This is a genomic window from Nonomuraea mesophila (assembly GCF_004352805.1).
Lineage (GTDB): Bacteria > Actinomycetota > Actinomycetes > Streptosporangiales > Streptosporangiaceae > Nonomuraea > Nonomuraea longispora.
The window spans coordinates 73,600-97,481 of the sequence record NZ_SMLD01000006.1; the positions used below are offsets into that span (position 1 = coordinate 73,600).

Annotated in this window: 25 protein-coding genes and 1 pseudogene; 10 read left to right on the forward strand and 16 right to left on the reverse strand. The window is 71.0% G+C overall.

Annotated elements, in window-relative coordinates; translation table 11 throughout:
* The first annotated feature begins 118 nt into the window (after positions 1-118).
* A complete protein-coding gene (locus tag E1295_RS03925; protein WP_132628267.1) occupies positions 119-619 on the forward strand; it encodes an Lrp/AsnC family transcriptional regulator in 501 nt (166 codons plus the stop codon).
* Here E1295_RS03925 and E1295_RS03930 read toward each other — a convergent pair.
* Entirely contained in the window at positions 580-1,794 is a 1,215-nt protein-coding gene (locus E1295_RS03930) for a COG1361 family protein (protein ID WP_166427063.1), read from the reverse strand. The two genes, E1295_RS03925 and E1295_RS03930, sit on opposite strands and share 40 nt — an antisense overlap.
* A gap of 192 nt (positions 1,795-1,986) precedes the next feature.
* Between E1295_RS03930 and E1295_RS03935 the strand changes: the two genes are divergently transcribed.
* Entirely contained in the window at positions 1,987-2,211 is a 225-nt protein-coding gene (locus tag E1295_RS03935; RefSeq protein ID WP_132628269.1) for a hypothetical protein, read from the forward strand.
* Here the strand turns inward: E1295_RS03935 and E1295_RS03940 are convergent.
* Positions 2,182-2,805: a hypothetical protein gene (locus E1295_RS03940; RefSeq protein ID WP_220448522.1), complete on the reverse strand. Its 624-nt coding sequence runs from the start codon at positions 2,803-2,805 to the stop codon at positions 2,182-2,184. The genes E1295_RS03935 and E1295_RS03940 overlap by 30 nt on opposite strands.
* Before the next feature lie 211 nt (positions 2,806-3,016).
* Here E1295_RS03940 and E1295_RS03945 point away from each other — a divergent pair, with 211 nt between their 5' ends.
* A complete protein-coding gene (locus E1295_RS03945) occupies positions 3,017-3,913 on the forward strand; it encodes a CPBP family intramembrane glutamic endopeptidase (RefSeq protein ID WP_246079824.1) in 897 nt (298 codons plus the stop codon).
* Positions 3,914-4,045: 132 nt separating this feature from the next.
* Positions 4,046-5,269 carry an FAD-dependent monooxygenase gene (locus tag E1295_RS03950; protein ID WP_132628272.1) on the forward strand — a complete coding sequence of 408 codons (1,224 nt, stop codon included), beginning with the start codon at positions 4,046-4,048 and terminating at the stop codon, positions 5,267-5,269.
* Between the two features lie 38 nt (positions 5,270-5,307).
* Here E1295_RS03950 and E1295_RS03955 read toward each other — a convergent pair whose 3' ends face one another.
* From E1295_RS03955 to E1295_RS03970, 4 genes are all read right to left on the reverse strand, one after another.
* The gene (locus E1295_RS03955) at positions 5,308-6,195 is read right to left on the reverse strand and encodes an alpha/beta hydrolase family protein (protein WP_132628273.1); all 888 of its coding nucleotides are present in this window, start codon (positions 6,193-6,195) and stop codon (positions 5,308-5,310) included.
* Positions 6,196-6,294: 99 nt separating this feature from the next.
* Positions 6,295-9,039, reverse strand: a complete 2,745-nt coding sequence (locus E1295_RS03960; RefSeq protein WP_132628274.1) for a helix-turn-helix transcriptional regulator — start codon at positions 9,037-9,039, stop codon at positions 6,295-6,297.
* A 91-nt stretch (positions 9,040-9,130) separates the two neighbouring features.
* Positions 9,131-10,285: a CU044_5270 family protein gene (locus E1295_RS03965; protein ID WP_132628275.1), complete on the reverse strand. Its 1,155-nt coding sequence runs from the start codon at positions 10,283-10,285 to the stop codon at positions 9,131-9,133.
* Positions 10,282-10,833, reverse strand: a complete 552-nt coding sequence (locus tag E1295_RS03970) for an RNA polymerase sigma factor (RefSeq protein WP_132628276.1) — start codon at positions 10,831-10,833, stop codon at positions 10,282-10,284. Before E1295_RS03970 ends, E1295_RS03965 begins: the two co-directional genes overlap by 4 nt.
* Positions 10,834-10,973: 140 nt before the next feature.
* Between E1295_RS03970 and E1295_RS03975 the strand changes: the two genes are divergently transcribed.
* Together E1295_RS03975 and E1295_RS03980 are read left to right on the forward strand one after the other, a co-directional pair.
* The gene (locus E1295_RS03975; RefSeq protein WP_132628277.1) at positions 10,974-11,567 is read left to right on the forward strand and encodes a hypothetical protein; all 594 of its coding nucleotides are present in this window, start codon (positions 10,974-10,976) and stop codon (positions 11,565-11,567) included.
* A 123-nt stretch (positions 11,568-11,690) separates the two neighbouring features.
* Positions 11,691-13,286: a tol-pal system YbgF family protein gene (locus tag E1295_RS03980; RefSeq protein WP_132628278.1), complete on the forward strand. Its 1,596-nt coding sequence runs from the start codon at positions 11,691-11,693 to the stop codon at positions 13,284-13,286.
* A 370-nt stretch (positions 13,287-13,656) separates the two neighbouring features.
* On the opposite strand, the gene E1295_RS03985 is transcribed toward E1295_RS03980, so the two are convergent.
* The gene (locus tag E1295_RS03985) at positions 13,657-14,043 is read right to left on the reverse strand and encodes an ATP-binding protein (RefSeq protein ID WP_132628279.1); all 387 of its coding nucleotides are present in this window, start codon (positions 14,041-14,043) and stop codon (positions 13,657-13,659) included.
* A 112-nt stretch (positions 14,044-14,155) separates the two neighbouring features.
* Here E1295_RS03985 and E1295_RS50650 point away from each other — a divergent pair.
* A pseudogene (locus tag E1295_RS50650) lies at positions 14,156-14,329 on the forward strand (GntR family transcriptional regulator); the annotation flags it as partial.
* A 39-nt stretch (positions 14,330-14,368) separates the two neighbouring features.
* A complete protein-coding gene (locus E1295_RS03990; RefSeq protein ID WP_246079830.1) occupies positions 14,369-14,911 on the forward strand; it encodes a UTRA domain-containing protein in 543 nt (180 codons plus the stop codon).
* Here the strand turns inward: E1295_RS03990 and E1295_RS03995 are convergent.
* From E1295_RS03995 to E1295_RS04035, 9 genes are all read right to left on the reverse strand, one after another.
* Positions 14,908-15,357 carry a DUF6941 family protein gene (locus tag E1295_RS03995; RefSeq protein WP_132628281.1) on the reverse strand — a complete coding sequence of 150 codons (450 nt, stop codon included), beginning with the start codon at positions 15,355-15,357 and terminating at the stop codon, positions 14,908-14,910. The genes E1295_RS03990 and E1295_RS03995 overlap by 4 nt on opposite strands.
* Positions 15,354-15,755, reverse strand: coding sequence for a helix-turn-helix domain-containing protein (locus E1295_RS04000; RefSeq protein ID WP_132628282.1), 402 nt, complete (start codon positions 15,753-15,755; stop codon positions 15,354-15,356). Before E1295_RS04000 ends, E1295_RS03995 begins: the two co-directional genes overlap by 4 nt.
* Before the next feature lie 125 nt (positions 15,756-15,880).
* Positions 15,881-16,207: a hypothetical protein gene (locus E1295_RS04005; protein WP_132628283.1), complete on the reverse strand. Its 327-nt coding sequence runs from the start codon at positions 16,205-16,207 to the stop codon at positions 15,881-15,883.
* Between the two features lie 191 nt (positions 16,208-16,398).
* A complete protein-coding gene (locus E1295_RS04010) occupies positions 16,399-16,839 on the reverse strand; it encodes a VOC family protein (protein ID WP_132628284.1) in 441 nt (146 codons plus the stop codon).
* A 53-nt stretch (positions 16,840-16,892) separates the two neighbouring features.
* The gene (locus E1295_RS04015) at positions 16,893-17,870 is read right to left on the reverse strand and encodes a branched-chain amino acid ABC transporter permease (RefSeq protein ID WP_132628285.1); all 978 of its coding nucleotides are present in this window, start codon (positions 17,868-17,870) and stop codon (positions 16,893-16,895) included.
* Positions 17,867-18,727, reverse strand: coding sequence for a branched-chain amino acid ABC transporter permease (locus tag E1295_RS04020; protein WP_132628286.1), 861 nt, complete (start codon positions 18,725-18,727; stop codon positions 17,867-17,869). Before E1295_RS04020 ends, E1295_RS04015 begins: the two co-directional genes overlap by 4 nt.
* A gap of 52 nt (positions 18,728-18,779) precedes the next feature.
* The gene (locus E1295_RS04025; RefSeq protein ID WP_132628287.1) at positions 18,780-19,439 is read right to left on the reverse strand and encodes an ABC transporter ATP-binding protein; all 660 of its coding nucleotides are present in this window, start codon (positions 19,437-19,439) and stop codon (positions 18,780-18,782) included.
* On the reverse strand, positions 19,436-20,191 hold the full coding sequence (locus E1295_RS04030) for an ABC transporter ATP-binding protein (RefSeq protein WP_132628288.1): 756 nt from the start codon (positions 20,189-20,191) through the stop codon (positions 19,436-19,438). The genes E1295_RS04025 and E1295_RS04030 overlap by 4 nt, the downstream gene beginning before the upstream one ends.
* Before the next feature lie 3 nt (positions 20,192-20,194).
* Positions 20,195-21,391 carry an ABC transporter substrate-binding protein gene (locus E1295_RS04035; RefSeq protein WP_132628289.1) on the reverse strand — a complete coding sequence of 399 codons (1,197 nt, stop codon included), beginning with the start codon at positions 21,389-21,391 and terminating at the stop codon, positions 20,195-20,197.
* Between the two features lie 122 nt (positions 21,392-21,513).
* On the opposite strand from E1295_RS04035, the gene E1295_RS04040 reads away from it, so the two are divergent.
* Together E1295_RS04040 and E1295_RS04045 are read left to right on the forward strand one after the other, a co-directional pair.
* Entirely contained in the window at positions 21,514-22,320 is an 807-nt protein-coding gene (locus E1295_RS04040; RefSeq protein ID WP_132628290.1) for a PaaX family transcriptional regulator, read from the forward strand.
* Between the two features lie 51 nt (positions 22,321-22,371).
* Positions 22,372-23,877: an acyl-CoA synthetase gene (locus E1295_RS04045; RefSeq protein WP_132628291.1), complete on the forward strand. Its 1,506-nt coding sequence runs from the start codon at positions 22,372-22,374 to the stop codon at positions 23,875-23,877.
* Positions 23,878-23,882: the final 5 nt, after the last annotated feature.

The window sequence follows — 23,882 nt, forward strand, 5'->3', positions numbered from 1 at the left end:
AGCAATGTGGGCACATGATGCGCAAGTATGGGACGAGAAAGTGCGCACAAGACGCAAACAATGTACGGCCACCTGCCAGATTGCCGAATTTGTTTGCGCTCAAGGGAAGGTTTCTCGCATGCCGGACGTCGACGACATCGACCACCAGGTGCTGCGCCTGCTGCGGGAGGACGGGCGCAGGACGTTCTCCGAGATGGCCGAGCGGGTCGGCCTGTCGGTGGCCGCCGTCAAACGGCGCGTCGACCGGCTCAGGGACCTGGGCGTGATCACCGGGTTCACCGTCCAGATCGACTACGCCAAACTCGGATGGGGCATCGAGGCGTTCACGGAGCTGCGCTACCCCGGCACCACCCCGGTCAGCGAGATCGTCCGCACGGCCACCGACGTGGCCGAGGTGCAGGAGGTCTTCACCATCGCCGGCGACCCCGACGCGCTGATCCACGTACGGGTGCGCGACCTCGGGCACCTGCAGCAGGTCATCGACCGGCTGCGCAGGGCCGGCGACGTGACGGGCACGAAGACGCTCCTCGTGCTCGGTACGTGGACGCGCGACGCGCTGGCGCCGCGCAGCGGCTGGAGTCAGGGCATCCCGCTGGCCCGGTCGCGGCGGGAGAAATAACGGACGAGCAGGCCGATCGCCAGCAACACCGCCGTCCCGAGACCGAGCACCCAGACCGACACGCCGGTCATGGGGAGCGGCCGCCCGTCGTCGAGCCGCCGGGCGCGCGGCGCCCGCTCCCAATCTTGCTTCCGCTTCCGCTCGGCCGCGCGGTGCTCGTGCGGCTCCGCTTGCTCGCCTGGGGCGGCGTGGCGCGGCTCGTGCCCGGCCCGCGCGCGGTTCTTCTTGGAGGGTTTCCCGGCCGGGGTGGCCTCGTCCGGGGAGGGCGTGCCCGCAGGGGCGGGCGCCCGTTGCGGCTCGATGGCGGTGGACGTGCAGGCGCGGTTGTTCGCGGTGTTCGCCTCGTCGCCCTCGGCGCTGACGGTAGCGCAGTTCTCGACCAGTCCGGGCTCGCCGGGCGCGAGCGTGAACATGAACGTCCTGCTCTCGCGCGGCGCGAGCGTGCCGAGGGGGCAGACGAGCGCCGGACCGGCTCCCGGGCACTCCGCCGGGCGGTCGGCGATCGCAGCCCGGCCGCCGGCCGAGTGGCGTACTGTCACGCCGGTCGCCGGCGTGAGCCCCTCGTTGACCACGGTCACCGCGTAGGCGATGGCGCCGCCGGCGGTGAGCGTCGCCGCCTTGGTGATCGTGACGTCGGCCCCGGCCGCCCTGGCCTCAGTGACCAGCTGGGAGGAGTCGCCCTGCGCGCCCGACGCGGTGACCTCGGCCCGGCTGGTGAGCGCGGTGCCGTCGGAGAGCCCGGAGTCGATCACGACGGGGAACGAACGGGTCACGCTCCGGCCCGCCGGGATCCTCAGGGCCGGTCCGCCGCAGGTGATGGTCCGGCCGGTGAGCTCGCACCCGTCGGGGAGCGGCCCGGGGGACACGTGCTCGTCGAGGGCGCCGGTGATGGTCACGGCCTCGGCGGTCGCCTCCCCGACGTTGGTGACGGTCACCGTGTGGACGGCCTGCCTGCCGATGAGCAACGGGTCGGGGACGACGCTCTGAGCGATCCGCAGGCCCGCGACCGCCGGCCCGCTTCTCGCCGCCGGCCCACCGCCTGAAGGCGGCCCGCCCATCGACGGTGATCCGCTCGTGAACGGTGATCTGCCGGCATCGAGCCCGCCCGCCGCCGCCGGAGCGGCCGCGCCGCCGCCCAGCGCGGCCAGCGTGATGACCGTCGCGACCCGGGCCATGCCCATGTCCTACCCCCGCGTTGACCGCCGTGCCTGCTCGACCCGGGGCCGATCTTCCTACCGGCCGGTGAGGCGGTGGCGGGGTGCACACCGGAATCATGCGCCGCCGTGGCGGATTCTTTGCCGGGACGCCGTTCCGCGCTCGACGAACGTGCCTCGAAACGCGCCCCGGCGACACGTCGGGTCGGCGCCTTGCCGAAGGCCGCGCGCTACGACGAGGTCGCCGGCTTCTACACGGCCGGCTGGACCGACGACGTCGACGATCCCGCGTCCGTACGCCTGCTCGACCTGCTGGGACTGCTCGCGGGCCGCCAGGTGCTGGACGTCGCCTGCGGTCACGGACGGATCAGCGGCCCGCCCGCGAGGGCGGCCGCCGCCTGGAGCGGGTCACTTCGCGGGGGTGTGTGTGGCCGGTGACCCGCCGGCAGGGCAGGCTCCGATCAGGGCCTGGACCGACCGGCCGGCCAGCAGTCGCGTGTCGGTTTCCGGGTGGTTCAGGTAGAGGTGAACGAGGGGGCTCAACAGGGTCGGCCAGCTGGTGAGAGCGGCTGCCTCGATCGCGGCGTGCCGCAGGTTCTCCTCCGGGCTCTGCAGGGCCTGCCGGATCAGGAACTCGGTTTCCTCGTCCGGATCGCTGGCCGCGATCGCCAAGGCCACGAGGACTCCGGGATCGTCGGCGGCCCGTTCCCGGGCGCGGTTACGCAGTTCCTCAGGTTCCACGACAGGAAGGTGATCCTTCAGGAAGGTCACCAGAGCGGGTGCGAGGTCATGAGGGGCTGTGACCATGAGGTAGTCGACGGGCGTCTTGGAGTCGTTGGCCAGGGACACCTGTACCGCCTCGTCCTCGCCCAGGTAGCGGTGTTCGACCAGGTGCTCGCCGCGTGGAACGAGCTCCTGGTAGATGATGTCGATCTGGAGACGTTCCTTGAGTTCCCACAGGAGATCGTCGAGAAGGTCCAGATGATCCGACTCTTGCGGGGGTGAGCCGAGCACCAGATACGCAGTTGCCACGTCCATGGTCCGATCTGTTGGCCGCCGGGCCTAACGACCCGGGTGTGGAGGTCGGAACGCCGTCGTGCAACCTCTGCACGACGGCGGGTGATCCCTCGTGAGAGCTACCCCGATTGTTCGTTCCAGGGGGATGGTATGGCCCGCCGCGATCTCTAATCTCCGTTGCACCGCGGAAAACACCGCGAGGAACCTGATCGAGAGGATCGCGCTCGTGGCGTCCACGGAGCACCAGGAGAACACCACCCCGCAGGACGACCTCTCCGCGGGGCGGCGCCGGTTGCGTACGTTCCGGTTTCCCGTCCTGCTTGTCGCGTTGTTCGCTGTGATGGTGGCCGGCGCCGGCATCAACCAGCTCGTCTCGCCCGTACCGATGCTGGCGCTGCCGGTGGGGATCGGCCTGGCCTTCGTCGCCGTGACCTGCTACCGGCGGCTCTGCCGGGTCGTCGAGCTCCGTCCGGACATCCCCGAACTGGAGAAGACGGGCCGATGGTCCCTGTTGCGGCGCGGGGCGCTGCTCGGGTCCGGCCTGTTCGTCGCGTTGATGGTGCTGATCGCGGTGTTCGGCGGCTGGCAGGGGGTGTCCTGGGGTTCCTTCGGCGGGTTCCTCGGCACCGCGGGCATGATGGCGAGCGTCGCCGTCGCCGAGGAGCTGGTGTTCCGCGGGGTCGTGTTCCGCATCATGGAGGAACGTACCGGCACCGTGATCGCCCTGGTCGTGTCCACGCTGCTGTTCGGCGCGACCCACCTGGTCAACGTCAACGCCACGCTGTGGGGCGCCCTCGCGATCGCCCTCACCGGCGGGACCATGACGACCGCCGCCTACGTCGCCACCCGCTCGTTGTGGCTGCCCATCGGCCTGCACTTCGCCTGGAACTTCACCCACGCCGGGGTCTTCGGCGTCGTGATCTCCGGATCGGACGCGCCGCCCCACGGCCTGCTGAACGTCACGCTGTCCGGCCCGTCCGTGCTCACCGGCGGCACCTTCGGACCCGAGGCGAGCCTGCTCGCCCTGCTGGTCTGCCTGGCGCCCACGATCGTCCTGCTGCGGCGGGCGGCCCGCGCGGGCCAGATCCGGCGCCGCCCCCGCCGCACCGAGCTCCCCGCCTGACCGCCTCAGCAGCCGGCCCCCTGCCGCAGGTCGTCGAGGCCGGGCGGCGGAGGGCGACATTTGTCCAATCCAGCGGCGCGTACCGGCGGCGACAGTGGGCTCATGACTGTTCCACGCCGTAGGGCGGACTGAATGGCCAAGAGGGCTGCCACGCGGATTCTCGTCTCAGGCGCCAGCGTCGCCGGTCCGGTGCTGGCCTACTGGCTCACGAGACACGGCTTCGAGGTCACCGTCGTGGAGCGCGCCCCCGGGCTGCGCAGGACGGGCGGGCACGCGGTCGACCTCTTCCGGCCCGCGATGGACATCTCGGAGAAGATGGGCCTGCTCCCGCGCGTCGAGGAGCGGGCCACCGGCACCGACCGGATGACCCTCCACCGGGAGGGCACACGGCGTCCCGTCCGGGTCGACCTGTCCAAGATCTTCGGCGCCGCCTCCGGCCGGCACGTCGAGATCATGCGCGACGACCTGAGCGAGATCTACTACGAGGCCACGCGCGACGACGTGGAGTACGTCTTCGGCGACTCGATCACCGAGATCTCGTCCGACGGCGAGGTGCGGTTCGACAATGCCGCGCCGCGCCGCTTCGACCTCGTCGTCGGCGCGGACGGGCTGCACTCCAACGTGCGCCGCCTCGTCTTCGGCGACGAGTCCCGCTTCGGCGCGTTCATCGGCGCCTACCTTGGGGTGCTGACCCTGCCGGACGTCTCCTGGCGCGACGGCGAGCTGCTCATGCACGTCGGCGTCGGCCGCACCGCCGGCATGTACGGCGCACGGCACCTCGGCGAGGCGCGGGCACTGCTCCTGTTCCGGAGCGAGCGCGAACTCGGCTACCACCACCGCGACGTGCCCCGGCAGAAGGACCTGCTGCGCGGTGCGTTCGAGGGCATGCACCCCGAGGTGGACCGCTGGCTGGACGAGCTGGACCGCACCCCGGCGTTCTACTTCGACTCGATCACCCAGCTCCGCATGGACACCTGGTCGCGGGGGAGGGTGACGCTCGTCGGCGACGCCGGCTACTGCCCGGGCCCGGCCGTCGGCGGCAGCACCAGCCTGGCCGTCGTCGGCGCGTACGTCCTCGCCGGGGAACTGGCGCGAGCGGGCGGCGACCATGAGCGCGCCTTCCCCGCCTACGAGCGCGCGATGGCCGAGCACGTGCGCGCCGGCCGCGTGGCCGCGCTCAGCGCGGCGAAGACCCTGATCCCCGCCTCGCGCCTCGGCGTGTCGGGACTGGCCCAGGGCGCCCGCCTGATGTCCGCCCTGCCCGCGGGGCTCTGCCGCGCTCTCCTCCGTCTCACCACCAGGAGCGCACGCGCCCACAACTCCATGACCGTCGGCGACTACCCGGCACGCCGGTGACGGCCGCCCCTGTGGCAGGGGCGGTCGTCAATGGACGGTCAGGAGCTGGGGCAGGTGTCGCGGTATTCCTCGATGGCGGACCCGCTGGGCGGCGGGCACAGGAACTGCTCGTAGCGGGTGTCCTCGTCGACGAACCGCTTGAGCCAGGCCACCATCGACTTGGCCATCGTGGTGTTGGTGACCTGCGGGAAGAAGTGGCTGGCGCCGTTCAGTTCGAGGTACGCCTTCTCCGACGAGGACGGGATGCTCTCGTAGAAACGTTCGGAGTGGCTGGCGACGGGGGCGATGCTGTCGCTCTCACCGCCGATGATCATGGTCGGTACTCGCACGCCCGACCAGCTCTTCGTCAGGTTCCACGGCGCGATCGGCACGGCCGCCCGGAGCGAGGACCGGTCGTCGGCGGCCTCCAGCGAGCCTCCGCCGCCCATCGAGTGGCCGGCCACGGCGAGCCTGGACGGGTCGATGCGGCTGCGTACGGTCGACGGGCTGTCCTCCACCAGGTAGTCGAGGGCGGCGAGAAGCTGGCGGCCCCGGCTGGCGGGCTGGTCGTAGAGGGTGTTGGTCTCGATGCCGATCACGACGAAGCCGTGTGAGGCGATCCTCGGCCCGAGCCAGTCGAGGCTGGACCACCTGGCGGTGTAGCCGGGCGAGATGGCGATCGCCCCGAACGTGCCCTGGCTGGTGTCGTCCGGGTAGTAGATCTCCCCGCCGCCGAAACCGAGGACCAGCGAGGAGACGCTCCGCTGGGACGTCGAGAACGGCCCGCGGCTCGCCTCCAGCAAGGCGTCCGAGGGGTCGGGGCCGCGCTCGTACGGGCCGGCCGCGTGGGCGGCGGGAGCGGCGGCGAGGCCGCCGCCGAGGAGTGCGAGGGCGAGGGCGAGCTTGGTCAACGTTCGCGCGCCGCGGTGGGGGGTGGTGAGCTGCACGTCGTCTTACTCCCTGCTCGAAGTGGGGGTGACTGCTGTCTGTCGCCATTGTTCGAAGGCGCGGTCAGCCGTGCATCGGTGAAATCACCGGCCTCCTGATCAGGACATGAGCCGTACCAGTTCGACGCGGGAGCGGACGCCGAGCCGGTCGAAGATGTTCCTCAGGTGGTGTTCGACGGTGCGCCGGCTGAGGAACAGCCGCTCGGCCACCTCCTTGTTGGTGGCGCCCTCGGCGACCATGCGGGCGATCCGCAGTTGCTGGGCCGTGAGCTGCCCCGGGATGGCCTGCCGGGTGGGACGCACCGGGTCGCCGGAAGCGCGCAGTTCGGTCCTCGCCTGCTCGGTCCACAGGCGGGCGCCGTGGCGTTCGAACGTCTCCAGCGCCGTGTGCAGATGGTTCCGCGCGGCGCCGGGGCGGCGGTCGCGGCGCAGCGCGCTGCCGTACAGCAGCCGGGTGCGTGCCGACTCGAACTCGCACACGCCCTGCCCGTGCAGGTCGAGCGCCTCGCGGAACAGCTCGTCCGCCTCGCCGGGCGCGGCGAGCAGCGCCCGGCAGCGGGCCACGAGCGCGCGCAGGTCGGGGCTGCGGGTGCTGCCGACCCAGCGTTCGAGCACGCGCAGCGAGGCCGCGGCGCGGTCGCGGTCTCCGGTACGCGCGCACGCCTCGATGAGGTGCGGCGTGGCCATGACGCGGATCACGACGTGGTTGTTGCGCCGCTCGGCGCGCAGCCGGGCGGCGGCGTCGGCGGGACGACCCGCGGCCAGGTCGAGGCAGGCCAGCGCCCAGGTGCCGATGGCGCCCGCGATGCCCAGCTCGTGCGCGTCGGCCATCTCGATCGCGGCGTCGGCCCGCACCCGGCAGGTGTCCCCGTCGCCTTCGACGGCCGCCGTCATCGCCAGCCAGGCCAGGTGCTGCGCCGCCGTGTTGAGCTGGCCGGTGTCCTGGGCGAGCCGCAGACCCTCGGCCGCGGTCGCCGCGACGGAGGCGTATCTGCCCATCCAGATCTCCGGATAGATCATGTACTCGAGCAGCTGCGGAACGGCGGAGGCGGCGCCACGCAGCCGGGCCGCCTCGACGGCGCGGGCCGACAGGCGGTGCGCGGTGGCGTCCTCACCGAGCAGCAGGCTGGCCACGCACGCCCACACGAGCACCGCCGGATCGTGTACGGAGCCGGCCAGCTCCACCACGCGCCGCAGCGGCCCGGCGGCCTCCTGGTGCGAGCCGCTGAACGTGGAGGCCATGCCCGCCAGGTACTCGAACATGAGCTGGGCCGCGGCTCCGTCGTCGGGGCGGCGCAGCGCGGCGGCCTGGCGGGCGATCGCGATGAACGCCCGGTTGTCGCCCGCCCGGTAGCTGGCGTCGGCGGCCCTGACGAGCGCGCGCACACCCAGCGTGCGGTGGCTGGTCAGCAGGCGGGCCGCGGCGGCCAGCAGCTCCTCGCGGGCGCTGCCGGTCTCGCCGCGCAGCAGCTCCAGGCTGCCGCGCAGCAGCTGCACGCGGCCGCGTACGTCGTCGGGCGCGGTCAGCGAGCGGAGCCTGGCCAGCAGCGCGCGGGCGACCTGGGGCCGTCCCGCCATCCACGCGTGCCTGGCGGCGGCGGCCAGCCGCTCGGCCTTGACCGGACCGTGCTCGGTGAGCTCGGCGGCACGTTCGAGCGCGAGGTAGGGCTCCGGCCCGCCGGGCGGGCGGGCGTTCGGCGCCGCCGCCGCCAGCTCGCCGGCCAGCCGTTCCGCGTCCGGTCCTGCCGGCGCGTCGAGCGTCCAGGCGCGGTGCCAGGCCCGCCGCAGCCGGCCCTCGGGGGTGTCGGCGTGCTGCTCCTCCAGAAGCCCTGCCAGTACGCGGTGGGCGTGGCGGCGACGGGCGAGAGGAGCGCCGTGGTAGGCGACCCCGCGTACGGCCGGGTCGTCGAAGTCGTAACGGTCTCCCGCCGTGTGCAGGATGCCCGCGCGTTCGGCCGGTTCCAGGGCGGTGAGCGCGCAGGCGGGGCGGGCGGCGCGGACCAGCGTCGCCACGTCCAGGCCGGGATCGGCGGCGATCAGCAGCAGGAGCCGCCGGGTGTCCTCCGGGAAGGTCGCCAGGCGGGCGGCGTACGTCCGCCACAGCCGCCCGTCACGGGGGAGCGTGGCGGGCGGGGCGGCCAGGCCCGCGAACTGGTCCGGGGTGAGGTCGCCGACCAGCTCGGCCAGCGCGAGGGGGTTGCCGCGGGCGATCTGGTCGAGCGCCGCCAGCAGGTCGTCGGCGATCCTGCCGGGCGCCAGGTCGTCGGCCAGCTCCCGCACCGCCGCCTCGTCCAGCCCGCCCAGCACCCGGACCGGCACACCTTCCAGCCGGTCCGCTGTCGTGGTGAACAGCAGCGCCACCGGCTCGTACGACACCCGCCTCGCCACGAAGGCGAGCACCTCCCGGCTGGCCGGGTCCAGCAGGTGCACGTCGTCCACGCAGGCCAGGACCGGCTGCCGCGCCGCCACCGCCGTCAGCAGGCCGAGGACGGCGGCGGGCAGGGCGAGTCCGGAGGGTGTCCCCGCCTCCATGGCCTCCACCAGGGCGCGCCGCTGCGTCGCGGGCAGCGCCGTGGCGTGCGCGGCGACCGGGCGCAGCACAGCGTGAAGACCGGCGTACGGAAGGTGCGACTCCGACGCGACCCCCGAGACGCGCAGCACGCGAAAGTCCTGTCCGGCGTGCGCGGCGGCCAGGTCGAGCAGCGCCGTCTTCCCCATCCCCGGCGCTCCCGCCAGGAGCAACGCGCCGCCGGAGCCGGAGCGGGCGCCGTCCAGTAACCGGAGCAGGACACGTTCCTCCTCGCCGCGGCCGCGCAGCGGGGGAGCGGGTGCGATATTGGACATGCCGTCCAGTGTCGCCCGGGGACGTCGTACGAGAAAGGGATGAACTGGGCCGACCGATGATCTCACCCGCGAGATGCCCGCCGGTAGGGGCTCAGTCCCGATGTGCAGGCAGGTCCGGGCGGTCGTCGGTCCAGCCGATCGCCTGGAACGAGGTGGAGAGACGCAGCTCCGCCTGCCGCCCGTTCGCGAGCTTGGTGGTGTTCGTCCTCACCTCGGCGAGAAGCAGGCCAGTGCTGGGGTCGATCACGAGCTGAACCTTGGAGAACAGGCCCGGCTCTATCTCCTCCTGATAGGTGAGCGCCTGCCCGCGCCGGCCCAGCGGATCGGTCATCTCCCCCTCGGCCCGGATGCTGGGCAGAGACGCAAGGATCCGGTACGCGGATGACCGAACCTCGGGCGAGGCCGGCAGGCCACTGATGAGGTCCACGCAGTCTCGCAGCAGGATGTACGCCCTCGCCTCCTTCGCGTCCATCCCGGAGGGCAGCTCCAGCCGGCCTATGCGCTCTTCCAGGTAGCTCCGGAGCTTGTCCGGCTCGCTCGGGATCGTGCGCATCTGCTTCCAGGTCACGTCCTCCCCTGCCAGCTGACCGCCCGGGCCGTCCCAGTACAGCCGTTCGGCGGTCCGCTCTCCCGCCGCCGCCTCCAGCGGCTTGGACGGGACGGAGAACAGGTTCTCCGTCTTCATGTCCTTGGGGTATCGCCAGCTGGTGGGCGCCCCCGCGGCCCGCCAGGCCGCCTCGTCCTGCGGGGTGGCGGGCTTGACGCCGAGCTTCTGCCGGATGCGCCAGTACTTCAGATCCGGCCGCCTCGCCAGCCACGTCTCGTGGGACCCGCTGCCCTCGAGCACATAGCTGCGTGTGGGGTCGGGCCTCGTCCACTGGTTGACGGTCGCGATGCGCCAGTAGTCGCCGCTCGCAGGAGCCTTCTCCACGGCGACGGCGGCAGCGAGCAGGATCTGCCGGGCGGTCGGTTCGGCCGTCGCGGACACCGTCGTGCTGGGTTGAGGCGCGACAGAGATCGTGCCGTCAGACAATATCGCTGGGGCGATGACCGTTACGGCGGCGGCGGCCGCGGCCAGGCTGAGCAGCGCGCGGCCGGGGGAGGGCAGGAGCCGCCGCCTCGCCGGAACACGCTCCAGCGACACGATCTCCGCCAGCAGCGCGTCCGCCCCCGCGGTGGACGCCCGGCCGGCCAGGTCCTCGTCCAGCACCCTCGCCCGGTCCTTGAAGATCTGGTCGTCGTTCACCCTGACTCCTTCTCGATGAGCGGCCGTGTCGCGAAACCGGTGGCCGATGGGCGGGTCCTCTCCAGAGCCTTGGCGAAGCGCTTGCGAGCCCGGTGCAGACGGATGCGGGCGGCGTTACGGGAACAGCCCAGCACAGTGGCGATCTCGCCGGGGTCGAGCCCCTCCCAAAGGGCCAGCGCCAGCACTTCTCGATCGCCGCCGGCGAGCATGTCCATGGCTTCGCCCACGCTGTCCTGCTCACTGTGGTGGGAAGGGGCGGCATACAGGGCTTCGATCTCGTCGGTGAGCTCGGTGTGCCGGGTAAGCCTTCGCCGCTCACTACGGCGGTGGTTGGCCAGAACCCGACGGGCCACGCCGTACAACCAGAGCCTGCCGGCCTCGCCGTCAGGGAGATCGGTCATCCGTCGCCAGGCGATCACATAGGTTTCGGCCACAACATCAGCGGCGTCCTCAGGAGACGAGCACCGCCGCATGGCATATCCGAGGATCTGCTCGTAGGTTCGCCGGTACACCGCCTCATACCGGGACCGCTCGTCTTGTTCACTCACACGTCATCCTCGTCCGGACTTTCACCCGCTGCGGGCTTTCACTTCCTACGTGTCCGCGGCCGAGGGCAGAATTTCAGGCCAGGCAGAACGGCTGAACCGATCGGAGCGGGCCCGCGAACCGACGGACGGAGGGGACAGGCGTGCGGCGGCTGGTGCAATGCATCGCGATGGTGGGCCTGCTGTCGTTGTTCGCCGCTGCGGTGGCCGGCATGGCGTGGGCGCTCACCGCCGGGCCGGACGACATGAAGGGAGGGGCGCTGCTGGCGTTCGTCGTGGCGGCTCTCCTGATGATGAGGGGATGGCTGGCCCTGTTGGCCAAGGCGGGGGCTCAACCGCTTGGCGTGGTCGTCGCCGGGCTCGTCGCCTTAATCTTCACCGGTACCGTTCCGGCCGCGTTCAGCGAGCGGGCGATGCACGAGCGCGGCCGGCTCACCGCTTGCCGGGTCCTCGGCGTCACCGAGATGGAGGGCGTCAACGGGGCCGCTACCGTTCCCGTCTACCGGCTGGACTGCGATGCCCAGGGCCCTCTTTCGATCATGGAGTCCGACCGCGTCCTGCAGGTGAACCAGCGCGTCCTCGTGCGCTATGACCCCGAGGGAGCGGCGGACGCCAAGTTGGCCGGTGACGACGAACCCGTGTCGGTGGTGGACGCCTCCGTGCTCGCCGGTGTCGCACTGGGCCTGCTCACACTCGCGTCCCTCGGCCTGATCATGTTCGGCCGTCCCGACTCATGAGATCGCGCGGCCCTCATCGAGTGCGCGCCGGAAACGTCGCCGGGACCCCTCCCGGACCCGGGCGCCCACAATGGTGGGCGCCTTGAACAGGGCGATGAACCGTTCACAGGAGGAAGCGCCACGATGGATCCGATTCCGGTGAGCCCCGGTGACCGTTCGTCTCGACGGGAGCCGGCCTCCGACCCGCCGGCCGTGGCCCTCGGCAATGCTTCACTGCTCGGCCTCGGCTACCTGATGATGGGCCGGCGCGGACTCGCCCTCGGCACCGGCGCGGTCACGGTCGTGCTCCTCGCCGTGCTCGCCCTGGTCGCGCGGGTCGCTTGGTTCGAGGGTGTGGTGCTCCTGTGGTGGGCCGGTGTCGTCGCGCACGGCTGGTGGCTCGCGGGCGGGCGACTGCGGCCGAGCGAACCGGTGCGGAAGGCCGGGCCGGTGGCCGTGGCGGACTGGCGCGGGTGGGTGCGGCCGCAGCGGCTCGTCGGACTCGGTACGGCCCTCGTCGTGCTGCTGGCCGTCGGTTACCTGAGGTTCGACGCCTCCAGGATCGAACAGGACGCCGCGGCGGCCCACCGCCGGGACGACTGCACGCGGGCGCTGTCGATCCTGGGAGGGCTGTGGGCCGGGCACCGGGTGGCCGACGCCCCGCTGACCGCCCGGGCCGAGGACAGCATCGCGGCCTGCCGGCTGCTGGTGAAAGCCGGGCGGCAGGCCGCGGACGATCGGCTGCTGGCCGCCGGCACGCTCGAGACCTACCGCGCTCATCCGGGAGCCTTGTGGCAGGGTGCGGAGGGGCGCAGGGCCGACCTCTTCCTCGCGCAGGCCGCCGGCGAACTGAACACCGCTCTGACCGGCGACACCAAAGCCCTGGCGGCGGGTTTCGGGCACCTGTCGCAGGTGCTGGGGGAGTTCGCCGGCCAGGAGAGCGAGGTGGGCAAGGTCCTGGACGGGTTCTTGGGCGGCCTGCCCGTCAAGGACGCCTGCGACACCAAGACGATCACCGACTGGCTGGCCGGGCGTCCGGCCGGCGGCGGCGTGCTGGACCGCGCCGCGGACGTCGTCCCGAAGGTCGCGCCCGCGGCGATCGTCGGATGCGGCGACGACCTCGCGAAGGACAAGGACTGGAAGCAGGCCAAGGCGCAGTACGAGCAGCTGCTCGACCAGTACCCCGAGGACGACCTCGTGGCCAGGGCGAAGAAGGGGAAGGACCGGGCCGGGCTGCAGATCGAGCTCGCGAACGTACGGCGGCTGCTCAAGGGCGGCGACGAGCCGAAGTACTGCGCCAAGCCGGCGCCCTATCGCGGTGCGGCCCCCTACCGGGGCAAGGGGCCGCACCGCGCGATGTTGTTCGGCAGGGGCGATCACAAGAGGAAGCTGCCCTCCTCCTGGCTGGCCAAGGACCCTGCCGACGCGGTGCTGGTGATCTGCGCCGGCGACACCAAGGACGGTGCCGCGGTCAGAACCTGCCCCTACAACAGCACCTTTGCCATCGGCGGGATCCAGAACGTGACCTTCAGGAAGCGGAAGATCCCTGTTCGTGTGTACGAATTGCGGACCGGCAAGCGCGTGGGCCCGCGCAGCGTGCAGATCGGTGGCTCCAGCTGCCCGCCTCGCATCCACTACACGTACTACGGGTCTGTCGACACCGGCCCGCCCCCGGAGAAGTTCGTCAAGTCGTCCAAATCGGACGTGCGTGCGGCGTACAGGTCGCTGATCAAGTCCTGAACCCGGGCCGCCGTCACCAAGACTCGTGGGATGCCTGCAGGTATCTATCGGAGGTGGCCCATGAGCAGGGCGTTCCACTGTGCCGCCGCGATTCCCGCGCGCCACCGATCGCTCTCCTCGACCAGGGCGTTCCTCTTCTCGATCCTGCGGATGAAGCGCAGGCCGCATGCTTGGCGCAGCTCGTAGAAGGTCGGTTCGCAGCCGCACGTCCAGGCCAGAACGCGCCCCGCGGGAGCCCATCGTTCTGGAACGCTCCAGACGAGCTGTTCGCAATGGGACGTCGGCGGGCTCACATGAGGGCTGAAGCAAGGGGGTGGCCGGTCGCGCCGGCTGACCCATCGGGGGTCGCCCGCCGGTTCGCGTGGCGGAGTCACGGGTCCGGCCTGCGGGTCGGGCCCGAGGTGATCGCCTCGGGCAGTTCGCACCACGCGATGTGGCCGCCTTCCATGGACGTGCTCGTGCCGAAGCCCCTCACCATGCAGGAGATCTTCGCCCAGCAGCCGACGTGCGGAGCGGCGGGCGAGTTGGGGTCCTTGACCTCGATGACGAGCCCGCCGTTCCGTGCCGGGATCAGGTTGATCTCGACGACGCCGCCTTTGGGAGTGTGGCGGACTGCTGTGGCCACCAGTTGGGCGCCGACGTGGACGGCGTCGGCGACGGAGATCTGGGGGCGCTGTCTGGTGCTCAGGGCTTTCTTGATCCACGTACGAGCGTCTTCGATGGCACGGGGAGTTCCTGGGAGCGTTCGATGGAGCACGGACACCGCCTAGCTAGTGACTTAGCTTACTGTGCTAGTGCATAAGCTTGAGGCTAGTTAGTAAGCCTGTCAAGCTACTGCCGTGAATGAGGGAGATGTGCGGCCTCGCTATGTGCAAATCGCCGACTCGCTGCGGGCTCGCATCACGAGGGGCGAACTCGTTGAAGGGGATCGGCTCCCCTCCATCCCTGAGTTGGTCCGTGAGCACGGGATCGCCTCCAACACGGCGCAACGGGCCTTGGGAGTCCTCGTAACGGAAGGGCTCGCAGAGGCCAGGTCAGGCTCGGGCACCTATGTGCGGGCACGCCCGAAGGTGCAACGCCTCGTGCGGAGCTGGAACAGAAACGCTCGCGGCGGAAGCCCTTTCGCCGGCGAGATGGCCAACCAGGGCCGGCTCGGCTCGTGGGACTACGAAAGCCGAACCGCCACCGCCCCGGCCGAGATCAGAGGACGGCTCGCGCTCGATGAGGCGGCCGGGGACGACCCCGACGTCGTCCGGACGGACTACCTGTTCCGTGGAGACGGCCGTCCCGTCATGGTGTCGATCACCTGGGAACCGTTGGAGCTCACCCGGGGAACGCCGATCGTGCTCCCTGAGGACGGGCCGCACGCGGGCAAGGGCGTGGTCGAGCGCATGCGGCAGATCGGTGTTCAGGTGACCCACGCGGCCGAGGTGGTGTCCGCCCGCAACGCGACCGTGGAGGAGGCGAAGCTGCTCGACATCGGGGCTCCTGCCATCGTGCTGACGATCGAGCGTACGTACTACGCCGATGCGCGCCCGGTCGAGACCGCCGACCTGGTCATCCCCGTCGATCAGTACCAGGTGCTCTACGGCACCTCGACCTGGGACGAGCCCGCAGCCCACTAGGCCGGTTGTTCGCCCTCCGGTCGTACGGCGAAGCGTACGGAGGCGACCTCCACGTCCTCGACCTCGAGCATCCACTCATAGGTGCGCCCTGAGGCCAGCGGCAGCGGGGGAATGGAGATGGCGAAAGACAGATTCATGGGCACCTGCCTCATGACCTCGTCCGCCGGCTGAGCATTACGGAGCGCGACTGTTCCTTCGTACCGCACCGCCCGGGTGCCGGCTTCGTCGTGGAGGAGTGTGACCGCCTGGTGAGCGTCATCCAGCAACCGGAGCCGGAATCGCACTTCGTCCCGAGCTTCGTTCCACGGGATGCGGAGGAACCCGGTGATGGCGGATGGCGGAACGGCCGGGCCGGTCAGCGCCCATCCTGCTCCCAGCATGTGCACCTTGCCCGACGCCCTGTCCGTCGTGGCGGAGTCGGCCAGGACGAGGAAGCCTTCGATCACAGGGGCGCCTGTTGCAGATCGAGGTTGGCCGTCCCCTGCGTGGCGTCCGTCCCTTGCGGGATCCCCACAGCGTGCACACTGATTTCCGCGCCGGCGGACGCCGTGGTGGTGGCGCTCGCGGAAGTGGTCACCGTGTGCACGACCTCCACGCCGATGGCCAGCGCATAGCGGCGGATGGTGGACAGGTGCGGGTCGCCACCCAGACGCTCGAAGTCGGAGACCGCAGGCTGGCTGCGCCCCATGCGTTCGGCGACCTCGGCTTGCGTCAGACGTCGATGCTTCCTGATCGAGACGAGCGTCTCGATCAACCGCATGTCGCGGTCGATGGCGGCGGTTTCGCGTTGTACGTCCGGATCGGCCAGGTCGATGCCCAGCAGCTCTGCGACGTGCGGATCCATCCCAGTTGACCTCCTCGTATCGGATTAACCTTATATTTTCCGCAGCCAGTCGGCCAGACGGCACCTCGCTTTGCCAATCACGCGATCCTGAGCTCCCTTGCTTCCTTTCATGTGAAAAGCCAGCCCTAGCAGGACGCGCTCCCCTTAAGCCCGTTCGCGAAGTAGAGCCGGTACTCATTGGTGAGGTACGTCAGGCGAGCCTCGAACAGTCCCTGGCCCAGCGGCTTGATGTCGCGGAGCAGCGGACTCGCCCTCGGCACCAGGGCGGCCACGGTCGTGCTCCTCGCCGTGCTCGCCCTGGTCGCGCGGGTCGCCAGGGGAAGGATCGGGCCGGGCTGCAGATTGAGCTTGCGAACGTACGGCGGCTGCTCAAGGGCGGCGACGAGCCGAAGTACTGCGCCAAGCCGGCGCCCTATCGCGGCGCTGCCCCCTACCGGGGCAAGGGGCCGCACCGCGCGATGTTGTTCGGCAGGGGCGATCACAAGAGGAAGCTGCCCTCGTCACTACTACAAGTACTACGTTACCGACCTCGGCCCGCCCCCGGAGAAGTTCGTCAAGTCGTCCAAATCGGACGTGCGTGCGGCGTACGGATCGCTGATCAAGCCGTGAACCGGGACCGCCGTCACGAACCCGGCTCGTGCTCTCAGGTGACCGTGAGGACCGGGTCCCTGCCGAAGACCCAGGGCGCGAAGACGATCATCCACCCGTCGGGGTCGGCGAAGGCGACGGCGCCGCGGTCGGCCCAGTAGGGGTTGTCCAGAGGGGTGGGCCGGTGGCCCAGGCCCGCCAGCCGTTCGACGACGGCCGCCACCACCTCGGCGCCGGGCAGGTAGAGCACGAGCTGGTTCTCCGCCGACGGCGCGGGGATCTCGGGTATCTCGCCGTGCTGGGTGAGCTCCAGGTGGACCGGCGTTCCCGGCAGGCCGAAGACGGCTCCGTCGTAACCGTCGTGCCCGCGCCAGGACGCGATCACCGGTAGTTCCAGCACGTCGCGGTAGAAGACGAGGCAGTCGTCGAAGCGGGCCGTCGGCCGGGCGAAACGGATCGCCCCCACCGGCAGGAATTTCGGCCAATCGTGCGCCATGCCGTACCTTTCCCCGATATATCGTGGCGCGGGCCACCTTATCGAGTACGGCGTCAGCGGGTCCGCGCGGGAGCGGCCCGCCGTTTCCTGGACAGCCGGTCGGTGACGGCGGGCAGGAGGCCCTGGGGGAGGAAGAGCACGACCACGATGAGGAGCAGGGCGTACACGGCGTACGACAGCACGCTGGGTGCGTACGTCGGCATGCCGGGCAGCGAGCTCAGCGTGTTGAGCCCCTGCAGGAGCAGCGTGATCGCGCTCGCCCCGATGACGGCGCCCCACGTCGTGCCGAGCCCACCGACGACGGCCATGACGATGTACTGGATGGAGATGAGCACCGGGAACGACCCCGGGGCCACGTAGCCGGTGTAGAAGCAGTAGATGCCGCCCGCCAGCCCGGCGAAGGCCGCCGACAGCGCGAACACGGTCAGCTTGTAGCGGCCGACCGGGATCCCGGAGGAGGCGGCCGCGGTCTCGCTGGTGGCCAGGGCACGCAGGGCGCGGCCGGGCCGCGAGGTGATGACGTTGTGCGTCACCAGCATCACCAGCGCGACGCCCGCCCAGGTCAGGTACGCGTACGTGGTCGCGTCCTGCGCCTCCCACGCCCCGAGGGAGAACTGCGGGATGGCCTGCAGCCCGATGTCGCCGCCGGTGAACTCGAGCTGGCCCGCCAGCGACAGCAGGATGAGCTGCATGGCGAGCGTGGCGAAGGCCAGGTGGTGCCCGCGCAGCCGCAGCAGCGGCGTGCCGATGACGAGCGCCGACAGGGCGGCGACCACGGGTGCGGCGATCAGGCCGGCGAGGGGCGGCACGCCGCTCAAGGCGAGCAGCGCGGCGGTGTAGGCGCCGATGGCGTAGAAGGCGCCCTGGCCGAGCGAGACCTGACCGGCGTACCCCATGAGCAGCGAAACCCCGACCGTGACCATGGCGGCCAGGCCGAGCAGGATGTACACGGACAGCGCGCTGTCGTCCAGCACGGACGGCAGCGCGAGCGTGACGGCGGCGACCAGCAGCCCGGCCACGAGCCTGATCATGTGGACTCCAGGGAGATGACCGAGCGGCGGCCGGCTTGGACGATCATGACGACGAGCATGAGCCCCAGAGCCACCTCCAGCTGGTGGGAGCCGTAGCCGTAGCCGGCGGCCATGGTCTCGGCCACGCCGAGCAGCAGCGCGCCGATGAGTGCGATGACGGGCCGGGTGAGGGCGCCGAAGACGGCGGCGGCGAAGCCGTTCACGATGAGCGTGACGTCGGTGTCGAACGAGATGGGCCGCAGCGGCGTCACCAGCACCCCGGCGATGCCGCCGAGCAGCCCGCCGAGCACGAACGCCAGCAGCCCCATCTTCCTGACGTCGATGCCGACGACCCGCGCGGCGTACGGATTGGAGGCGCAGGCCGTGAGCGCCTTGCCCAGGTAGGTACGGCCGAAGAAGAGCGCCAGCAGCACGAACGTGGCCGCCGTCACGCCGATGACGAGCAGGTGCTGGGTCTGGATGCGCGCGCCCGCCACGATCACCGAGCCGGCCAGACCGGGCGCCGAGCGCGGCTGGTCGCCCCACAGGACGATCTCGACGGCGTACGCGAGCACGCCCACCCCGAGCGTGACGATCAGCGCCGACAGCGGCGTGGTGCCGCGCTTGCCGATGGCGGCCAGCCCGGTGAGCAGGCCCGCGACCGCAGCGGCCAGCACGGCGGCCAGCTCGCTCAGCCCGTGCGGCAACCCGAGGCCGAGCAGCGAGGACGTGCACAGGCCCGCGACGACGGCGAACGTGCCCTGGGCGAAGTTCACCACGCCGGTGACCCGGTGGATCGCGACCAGGCCGCTGGCGATGAGCGCGATCGCGCATCCGACCGCCAGGCCGTTCAGGAGATAGGTGAGGAATGCGCTCATCCGGCCGCTCCTCGCCGGCGCGTTCTCATGGGACCGCCCTTCAGCAGTGCGCTCATGTGATCGCCCCGCCCAGGTACGCGCTGGCCACGCGCGGGTCGTCGGCCAGCACCGCGCACTCGCCCTCGGTGACCAGCCGCCCGGACTCCAGCACGTACGCCCGCCGGCACAACTCGAACGCCAGGCGCGCGTTCTGCTCGATGAGCAGCACGGTCAGCCCCTGCTCGGAGTTGAGCGCGGTGAGGTGGGCGGCCAGGTCGGCGGTCACGGCGGGAGCGAGGCCCAGGGAGAGCTCGTCCACGACGAGCACGTCGGGCCGTGACATCATGGCCCGCCCGAAGGCCACCATCTGCTGCTCGCCGCCGGACAACACTCCCGCCCGCCGGCCGGCGAGCTCGGCGAGCCGGGGCAGCAGGTCGTAGACGAGGGACGGGTCGCGCTGCCCCGAACGCCAGCCGCCGAGCGTGAGGTTGTCGGCCACGGTCAGGTCGGGGAAGAGCTGGCGGCCCTCGGGGATGAGCGCCACCCGGCCGTCGGCGCGCACGGTGCCGGAGGCGGGTTTGAGCAGGCCGGCGAGCGTGTTGGCGAGCGTCGACTTGCCGGCGCCGTTCGGGCCGAGCAGGGCGACCATCTCCCCGCGCCCCACCGTGAGGGTGAGGTGGTCGAGCGCGGTCGCCGTGCCGTACGAGACCACCAGTTCCTTGACGTCGATCATGAGGCCTGTCCGAGGTAGGCGGCGAGCACCAGCGGGTCGGCCCGCACCTCGGCGGGGGTGCCGTCGGCGATGACCTGCCCCAGGTCGAGCACCACGACGCGGTCGGCGAGCCGGGTCACGAACGCCACGTCGTGCTCGATGAGCAGGATCGTCAGGCCGCTCGCCCGCAGTTCCTCGATCAGCGTGGCGAGGTGTTCGCGTTCGTTGCCGCGCAGGCCGGAGGCGGGCTCGTCGAGCAGCAGCAGCCTGGGCCGCGCGCACAGGGCGCGGGCCAGTTGCAGCGCCCGCTGCTGGCCGATGGGCAGCAGGTCGGCGGGCCGGTCGGCCCATTCGGCCAGGCCCACGCGCTCGAGGGCACGGTCGGCCTCGGCGGCGATCTCGCGCTCGTCGTGCCGGTGCCGCGGCAGCCGCAGCGCGGCCGAGACGAACCCCGCCCGGGTGCGCCCGTGCAGCCCCACCATGGCGTTCTCCCTGACCGTCATGCCGCGGAAGACGCGGGCGGCCTGGAAGACGATGGACATGCCGAGTTTGGCCCGCCGGTGTGCCGCGAGCCGGTCGACGCGGTGCCCGAGGAAGGAGATCTGGCCGTGCTCGGCGGCCAGATGACCGGTGATGAGGTTGAACAGCGTGGACTTGCCGGCGCCGTTCGGGCCGATGACGCCGCAGACTTCGCCGTCCGCGACGCTCAGTGAGACGTCGCGGACGGCGTAGACGCCCCCGAAGGACCGTGAGACCCCGGTGACCTCCAGCACGCCCTACCCCGCCGCCTTGACGGTCTTGGCGAGCTGTTCCTCGGCCCACTTGGTGGGGACGAACTCGCCGTCCTTCACCGTGTTGATCGAGATGTACTCGGGTGAGAGCCCCGAGTGGTCGGTGGCGGAGTAACGGAAGAGGCCGTTCGGCGTGATCAGCTCCATGCTCTCCAGAGCCTGCTGGACCTTGGTCTTGTCGGTGCTGTTCGCCTTCCTGATCGCCTCGAACAGCAGCAGGCTCGCGCTGTATCCGTCCTGGGCGAACTGCGGCGGAGGATAGCCGTGTTTCTGCTCGTACGGTTCGGCCATCTGCTCGATGACCTGCTTCTGCTTGCCGTCGGGAAGGTGCTCGCCGACCACGCCGATGGCGCTCTGCACGATCATGCCCTCCGCGGCTTCGCCCATCGGCTCCAGCCAGAGCTTGCTGGCCTGCGACCCGGTCAGGAACAGCGGCGTCTTGAGCCCGGAGGCCACGTACTGCTTGGCGGCGGTCACGCCGGGCGCGCCCGAGCCCCAGAACACCAGCGCCTCGGCCGCCGAGTCGCGCACGTGCTGGAACAGCGGGCTGAAGTCGGAGGTCGTGGTCTCGTACGACTCGTCGATGGCGACCGTCACGCCGTACTTGGGGGCCAGTTCGACCATCGCGTCATGTCCGGAGACGGAGTACGCGCTCTTGGAGTCCCAGGCGACGGCGACCGTCTTGATGCCCTCGGCCTGGATGTACTGCAGGTAGCGCTCGGCGTACATGCTGGACAGGGCGGGGGTGACGAAGATGTACGGCTTGATCGGCTCGACCTGCTCCTGCGTCGGCGCCAGCGACAGGTACGGCATCTTGTCGCGCTGCGCGAGCGGCTCGATCGCGAGCGCCGAGTTGGAGAAGACCGGCCCGATCAGCGCGTCGATCTCGCCCTTGATCTGGTTGTAGGCCACGATGCCCTGGTCGGGGGCGGTCTTGTCGTCGCGGGTGACCAGCTCGACCGTGCGGCCGAGCAGCCCGCCCTGCGCGTTGACCTGCTCGACCGCCAGCTCGACGGCCTTCTTGTCCTCGCTGCCGAGCGGGGTGTAGTTGCCGGTCAGGGAGACGATGAGCCCCACCTTGATCGGATCTCGTGCGCTCGACCCGTCACCGCCGCCGCCGCTGCCACCGCACGCGGCGACGGCCAGCACGAGAACGGCCAGGGACGGGAGCAACCTGCGCATCAGGACCTCCGTGCTCACTGCGTGAGGCGGCTCGGGCGCTAGGGAGCCGTCGCGTGTGGCCTGAATCTAGGCATGTACATTACGGCTGTCAATAGATTGCCGAATATCTGGGGGAGGGCTGGATGAGGCCTCAATCGGCGATTCTGACCTTTCTAGGTGATCACGTATACGGCCGAGGGGTCTGCGTCGCGTCGAGAAGTTTCATCGAGGCGTTCGCCAGAGTGGGGATCTCCGAGGAGGCCACGCGCTCGACGCTGACCCGGATGGTCCGCCGCGACCTGCTGCGCCGTCGTCGTGCGGGCCGGCGCATGTACTTCGGCCTCACCCCGACGAGCGCCGAGGTGCTCAAGGACGGCGAGCGGCGCATCTGGCACAGCGGCGTGGTCAACGACACGGACGACGACCGCTGGACCCTGATCGGCTTCTCGCTGCCCGAGTCGTGGCAGCGCCAGCGGCACGAGCTGCGCTCGCGGCTGATCTGGGCCGGGTTCGGGCCGCTGCAGAACGGGCTCTGGATCGCCCCCGGCGAGGTGGAGCCCGCCGAGGTGGTCGAGGACCTCGGGGCGAACGTGAAGGTCTTCACCGCCGAGCCGAGATGCCCGACCGACATGCACACCCTGGTGCGCGAGGCGTACGACCTGGAGGGCCTCGGAGATCGTTACCGGGAGTTCCTGTGCCGCTGGGACCGGGCCGACCCCGCGCCCGAGGCGCCCGACGACCTGGCCCGCTCGCTCATGTTGCTCACCGGCTGGCTGCAGATCATCAGGGCCGATCCGCGGCTCCCGCTGCGCTACCTGCCGGACGACTGGCCGGCGGAGAAGGCCCAGGGGGTCTGCCACGCGCTGCACGAGCGGTTCAGGGAGGAGGCGGTGGCGGTCGCGGACGGGCTCCTCGACACCGTCCCCGACGAAAGTTGGGCAGAACGGTGACAGCGGTCGCCATTTGGCCTAACTTGAGGGCTTGAGCGTCAAGGAGTGCCGATGCGGAATCAGGGGACAGGCTCGTGGCCGGCACGCAGGGCGCGTATGACGCCCGAGCGGGTGGCGCTGAGCTACCTCGGGCGCGATCACACCTACCGTGACCTGCGCGACCGTACGTACCGGCTGGCTTCGGCGTTTGCCCGGCGCGGCGTGCGGCGCGGCGACCGGGTGGCCTTCCTGGGGGCCAACCAGCCCTCGATGGTGGAGACGTTCTTCGCCGCGGGGCTGCTGGGTGCGGTGTTCGTCCCGCTCAACACCCGGCTGGCCACGCCCGAGCTGCGCTACATCCTGGAGGACGCCGGCGCGAAGCTCCTCGTGCTGGGCGAGGGGCGGGACGGCGCGGGCCTCCCTGGCGAGCACATCCCGCCGGACGCCTACGACGACCTCCTGGAGAGCGGATCGCCCGAGCCCGTCGACGAGCCCGTCGGCCAGGACGACGTGTGCCTGATCATGTACACGTCCGGCACGACCGGCCGCCCCAAGGGCGCCATGCTCACTCACGGCAACCTGACGTGGAACACCGTCAACCTGCTGGTCGACGTGCCGCTCGCGCACGACGAGGTGACGCTGGTCAGCGCGCCCCTGTTCCACATCGCGGCGCTGGCCCAGACGCTGATCCCGACCGTGCTCAAGGGCGGCAGGGCGATCCTGGAGCCGTCGTTCGACGTGGAGCGCACGTTCGACCTGATCGCGTCGGAGCGGGTCACGGTGATGTTCGGGGTGCCGTCGATGTTCGGCTTCCTCGCGCGTTCGCCGCGCTGGGCGCAGGCCGACCTGACGAGCCTGCGCCACCTGCTGTGCGGCGGCGCGCCGGTGCCCGAGCCGCTGATCAGGACGTACCAGGAGCGGGGGCTGATGTTCCTGCAGGGGTACGGCATGACCGAGACCGCGCCGGGCGCCCTCTTCCTCGGCGCCGAGCACTCGATCGACAAGGCGGGCACGGCCGGGGTGCCGTGTTTCTTCTCGGACGTCCGCCTGGTCGCGCCCGACGGCTCCGCGGCCGCACCCGGCGAGCCGGGCGAGGTGTACGTCCAGGGCCCGAACGTGATGCCCGGTTACTGGGGGCGGCCCGAGGAGAGCGCGAAGGTGCTCTCGCCGGACGGCTGGTTCCGCTCGGGAGACGTCGGCGTCGCCGACGAGGACGGCTACGTACGCATCTCCGACCGGCTCAACGACGTGATCATCTCCGGCGGCGAGAACGTCTATCCCGCCGAGGTGGAGAGCGTCCTGTACGGCCATGAGGCGGTCGCCGAGTGCGTGGTGATCGGCGTGCCCGACGACCGGTGGGGCGAGGTCGGCAAGGCCCTGGTCGTGACGCGGCCGGGAGCGAAGGCCGACCCCGCCGGGCTGCTGGCGTACCTGGACGGGCGGCTGGCCCGCTTCAAGATCCCGAAGTACCTGGAACTCGTCCCCGAACTGCCCAAGAACGCGGCGGGCAAGCTGCTCAAGGCCCCGCTGCGCACGCTCTACGGAGGCTCCGACCGCGGCCTCCACCCGAGGAGATGATCAGC

Coding starts and splice junctions, on each gene's coding strand:
- E1295_RS03960 (WP_132628274.1), bottom strand. CDS start 9,039: ATGTCCAATATCGCACCCGCTCCCCCGCTGCGCGGCCGCGGCGAGGAG.
- E1295_RS04035 (WP_132628289.1), bottom strand. CDS start 21,391: ATGCGCAGGTTGCTCCCGTCCCTGGCCGTTCTCGTGCTGGCCGTCGCC.
- E1295_RS04000 (WP_132628282.1), bottom strand. CDS start 15,755: ATGGATCCGCACGTCGCAGAGCTGCTGGGCATCGACCTGGCCGATCCG.
- E1295_RS03930 (WP_166427063.1), bottom strand. CDS start 1,794: ATGGCCCGGGTCGCGACGGTCATCACGCTGGCCGCGCTGGGCGGCGGC.
- E1295_RS04015 (WP_132628285.1), bottom strand. CDS start 17,870: ATGATCAGGCTCGTGGCCGGGCTGCTGGTCGCCGCCGTCACGCTCGCG.
- E1295_RS04020 (WP_132628286.1), bottom strand. CDS start 18,727: ATGAGCGCATTCCTCACCTATCTCCTGAACGGCCTGGCGGTCGGATGC.
- E1295_RS04040 (WP_132628290.1), top strand. CDS start 21,514: ATGAGGCCTCAATCGGCGATTCTGACCTTTCTAGGTGATCACGTATAC.
- E1295_RS04045 (WP_132628291.1), top strand. CDS start 22,372: ATGCGGAATCAGGGGACAGGCTCGTGGCCGGCACGCAGGGCGCGTATG.
- E1295_RS03980 (WP_132628278.1), top strand. CDS start 11,691: ATGGATCCGATTCCGGTGAGCCCCGGTGACCGTTCGTCTCGACGGGAG.
- E1295_RS04010 (WP_132628284.1), bottom strand. CDS start 16,839: ATGGCGCACGATTGGCCGAAATTCCTGCCGGTGGGGGCGATCCGTTTC.
- E1295_RS04025 (WP_132628287.1), bottom strand. CDS start 19,439: ATGATCGACGTCAAGGAACTGGTGGTCTCGTACGGCACGGCGACCGCG.
- E1295_RS03925 (WP_132628267.1), top strand. CDS start 119: ATGCCGGACGTCGACGACATCGACCACCAGGTGCTGCGCCTGCTGCGG.
- E1295_RS03950 (WP_132628272.1), top strand. CDS start 4,046: ATGGCCAAGAGGGCTGCCACGCGGATTCTCGTCTCAGGCGCCAGCGTC.